Annotated in this window: 2 protein-coding genes; both read right to left on the bottom strand. The window is 41.5% G+C overall.

The genetic code is table 11. The features are described from left to right. The coding region (locus tag FGM01_RS14405) for an HYR-like domain-containing protein (RefSeq protein WP_166435241.1) at nt 1–2,686 on the bottom strand (2,686 nt) is incomplete at its 3' end. Between the two features lie 541 nt (nt 2,687–3,227). After that, a partial coding sequence (locus tag FGM01_RS14400) for an Ig-like domain-containing protein (RefSeq protein ID WP_143411890.1) occupies nt 3,228–4,782 on the bottom strand: 1,555 nt, incomplete at its 5' end.

Raw genomic sequence — 4,782 nt, 5'->3', positions numbered from 1 at the left:
CATCGGCAAAGGTCGCGGTCGGAGTTTCCAACTCATCGTAGTCGATGGTCACCGTATGAACATAATCCACACTGTTGTCAGCACAATCAGTATAGGTCCAGGTGTAGGTCACATCGCCTTCACAATCTGGAACTGTCCCTTCCACTGGATCAGATGGTGTGATCGATTCACCACAACTATCTAACACCGTTGGTGGGGTTGGCAATACGATATCATCGTAACAGGCTACATCGGCAAAGGTCGCGGTCGGAGTTTCCAACTCATCGTAGTCGATGGTCACCGTATGAACATAATCCACACTGTTGTCAGCACAATCAGTATAGGTCCAGGTGTAGGTCACATCGCCTTCACAATCTGGAACTGTCCCTTCCACTGGATCAGATGGTGTGATCGATTCACCACAACTATCTAACACCGTTGGTGGGGTTGGCAATACGATATCATCGTAACAGGCTACATCGGCAAAGGTCGCGGTCGGAGTTTCCAACTCATCGTAGTCGATGGTATAGGTGAAAATCCAGTCAGCTGTGGTTCCATCACATTCGGTATATCGATACCTCCATACCACATCGCCCTCACATTCTAGCGATGGATCATCCTGCCCAACAAGCTCAGGCACTACATCATTTCCACAGGCATCCTGAATTGTATCAGGCGCTCCAGGGTCTACTGCATCTGCCGGGCAATCTACCGTATCACTTCCGTTGTCTGGTAAATCCAGACCTGGAGTAATTGGACTTAAAGTGAAAGTAGAACTTTCACTCTTATCCTGTAAACATTCATCTGAAGCCCTTAAATTGACCTGAACGCTTCCTCCGCCACAAACATCAGCAGGCTCTACAATTCCTTGTGGCCAATTTGCAAAATCAATAGGGTCACTTTCAGTTCCTCCATCAATTATTACCGTATATGTTGATGTTACAGTACCGCCACCTCCGGTAACGTCAAATGCACCTAACCATAAATTGAATGCATCTGTAACATCATCGGTACATGAGACTGTTTCAGGTTCAGGAAAAGAAATCACTAATTCCGGTGCATCGTTGCTACCCTGAACCTCTGCCTCTGCCTCATCTGTACATCCGTCGTCACCATTAGATAGAATCTGGGTTACCATTACTTTATAAAATCCCGGTTCAGCAGCATCGTAAGTCTGGCTTATTGCACCCTCTATATCTTCATACACGCCTTCAGAATTCTTTTTAGCCCATTGGAACCTAAAATCTCCTGCTGTAAGTAATCTTGCTTCTAGTGTTACAAATTCAAGGGTACAATTTAATTGTTCGTCGTCCAATTCTACATCTACAGGTGGGGTAGCCCCGAAAGGAAATGGCCCCAGCATATCTTTCAATTCTGCCGTAAAACTATCTGAAGATCTGGATTTTACTAAAACCGTACCTAATGGTTTTTCGCAGGTACCACCAGTAGAACCTGTATCCAATCCTAATTCTGTGGCATTTATAGACAGTTCGATAAAGGATATACGTGGTAGATCTGCCACCTTAGCCCCGTTTCCACTAAAGGTACCCCAGGCGGGACCTAGTGTTTCTATCTGATTTATTTGAGCGGTTACCCATCCCTGGGCTTCCGCGGTAGCTAACTTTATTTGGGCGTAGCCATATCTAGGATCCTCATTACACGGATAAAAATTAAAGGCACCACTTGCACTTCCAAAATTAAACGGATTATCAGTTAAATCATTGAAATCTCTAAAGGCTTGATCATTTGGGAAATCCTGACGATCTATCCATATGAAAAGTTCTACTTGAACATTCTCACCACCTTTTGAATAGTTAATTGAAAATATCAAATCACCATGAGTTATAACGCTTCCATCATCATCATTAGAATTATCACCATTTCCAGTTGTACCAGCTAAATCAAATATATACGCTGTTCTATTACACTCAGGACCAGCTGATACCAGGTTAGACCCTTCCCTAACAATTTCATTTCTAAAAAGTTCAAAATCTAAATGACTTGTTCCATCCTGGCTGCGGGTAGTAGCACCAAGAAAAGCATATTCGGTTCCAAGGCCTGGTACCGGGCCTGGGGTACTTGCGACATCCCTACGTATATGGCCAAAAAATTCAATAATATCATTTTTCTGAGGGCCTCCACTACCTACTCCAATAGTCCAGGTTTCGGGATCATGAAAATTCTTGTCAGAACTAGAGGTAAAATAACTATTGTCCCGAAGATTTCCATTAGTACGTTGATCTCTTGCATAAAGGGCATCTATCCAGGTGCGACCTTCCACAATGGAATAAATTGGCATAGATTGCCGTAAGGTGTCTGAAATGTTTTCATTGCTTTCTCCATCCCAGAGAGCAATTTTCGCCGGAGCTTCACCTCCAGTTACATTTATTACTCCTAATCCAGAGCCAGACCATAATTCGGAATTAAGGAACCAGTCATCAGTGTTACTGAAATCAGGATCCCCTGGTTGGGTTTCGTTATCCAGAACATTCGCATATAAATCTGCTTCAACTCCGAAATTAGCATTTTCCTCATTGGTAAGAGGAATGTCCACCTGTGCAGTTACCGTGGTACCGGTAAACAACAAAAACAGTAGTAAGGGAAATAAGCTCCCAAACCCTGTTTTTAAAATCTTTTTCCATGAAAACAACACTTGCCTGCAACATTGGCGTAAACGCGTTGGTTTCAAACACGTAAATTCATTCATAATTACTAGTTTAAATGGTTAGCCACTCACATAGGCTCAATTGAACCAAAATGGTAAACGTTCAGATTTTCTGGAGCAAAATCTTAGTTATGGATAGGGTACTAACCTGCATCAAAAATGACCAGGGAACATGCCTTGAAGGCACACCGTCTACCGGGGGGAAGAAATATTTAAAATGGTTCCCTTTAATTATTATTTAAATAAACGAGAACACATTGCGACCATAAAGTAAAAAACAATGGTGAAAGGGGGTAAAAACAATAGAATTAAGGTGAAACTGAATAACAAATCAGGAACCTTCGCAGGGGCGATAAAATAAAAATTGATAGGGGGCTTTAAAAAAACAGTAAGTCGTAGGGTGACAAAGCTGTAATAATAGTTAATCAAATATAAAAGAATTCAAGCTTAGAACACTGGAAATTAATAGGTTGAAATCAACAAAAATCCTTTTTACGACAAAAATTAAGGGTATTCACCCAGTTTTTCGAGATTAAAAAAGCAGCCCGAAGGCTGCTTATATTAGATTATTAAAATTCAACTATTAGTCTGATGCCATAATAGTTTTAGAGAAACTTTCCCTATCGGTATTGACTCTTAAAATATAAGCCTGACCTCCGGTTACCAGCGAACCTACATTGAAATCACTGATATCTCCCGCGGTTACATTCAGGAACTTAAAGTTTTGTAACATCTGACCATTCATATTATACAATTGAATATTGACATCTGATGTATAATCGAAATGGTACTGTACACTTAACTGGTCACTAAATGGTACCGGAGCAACAGTAAATCCACTTATAGATGATTCCATAAGAGAGTTTTCAACCTGGTTTCCACATCCAGTACTTGGAGCAGTAGTTGCACTGGAACCGCTTAGTGGACAACCTGCCTGGTTTAATACATCAAGCTGTGTTGCCTTGGTGCCGGCATTAAATTCTCCAATACCATCAAAAGCATTGTTTACATCAATAATTAACTGGTCTATACCACCGGAGTAATTATAAGATACTCCATCGCTACAGATATTTAATAAAGCTGCAACCGACTGGCGAGCCAGATTATAAATGTCACCACCTCCTAAATTAAGTGCTTCTAAAAGGGTAAGGTCTGCATTTTTAAATTCATCAGGCGCACTGGTAAATACATCCTCATATAAGGTACAGGTAACATATGCATCACACCACCTATCTGTATGTTCTTTCCAGTATCCAAGAGTACATCCTTCCTGGGCACACAGCTCTACAATAACAGTAGCAGTATCTGTACAATTATTACCATCAGTATAGGTTATGGTAACTGAACCCGCACTAACTCCTGTTACAATACCAGCATTATCCACGGTTGCAATAGCAGTATCTGAAGATTCATAAGTACCTGCTCCAATACCAATGTCGATAGTTTCTCCAACACAAACGGTACCTCCATCTAATACTGGATTTTCATAGATCACTGCATCGGCAGTAGCATAATCTGTACAACCATCGGTGGTCTCTACCAATACACTTACCGTAGTTCCATCTACAATGGTATTACTATCATAGGTATTATCAATAGATTTTGCCTGAAGGATTTCCTCGCCAGCATCTATAACTCCATCTTCACTGTCATCTATCCAGAAAGTATATTCTTCTCCGTTGCCACTAGGGCCCGCGGTAAAGACAGCATCCTCGCCATCACAAACTCCATCTGTCTGAAGATCGGCCTCAGGATTATCATAAATCTCGGCATCGGCTGTCGCATAATCTGTACAACTATCGGTGGTCTCTACCAATACACTTACCGTAGTACCATCGAGGATGGTATTACTATCATAAGTATTATCAGTAGATTTTGCCTGAAGGATTTCCTCGCCAGCATCTATAACTCCATCTTCACTGTCATCTATCCAGAAAGTGTATTCTTCTCCGTTGCCACTAGGGCCCGCGGTAAAGATCGCATCCTCACCATCACAAACTCCATCGGTTTCAAGTTCTGCTTCCGGATTTTCATAGATCACTGCATCGGCAGTAGCATAATCKGTACAACCATCGGTGGTCTCTACCAATACACTTACCGTAGTACCATCGRGGATGGTATTACTATCATAAGTATTA

Origin of the sequence: Christiangramia sabulilitoris (genome assembly GCF_007050985.1) — a bacterium.
Taxonomy (GTDB): domain Bacteria; phylum Bacteroidota; class Bacteroidia; order Flavobacteriales; family Flavobacteriaceae; genus Christiangramia; species Christiangramia sabulilitoris.
This window is presented reverse-complemented; position numbering and strand designations above follow the sequence as displayed.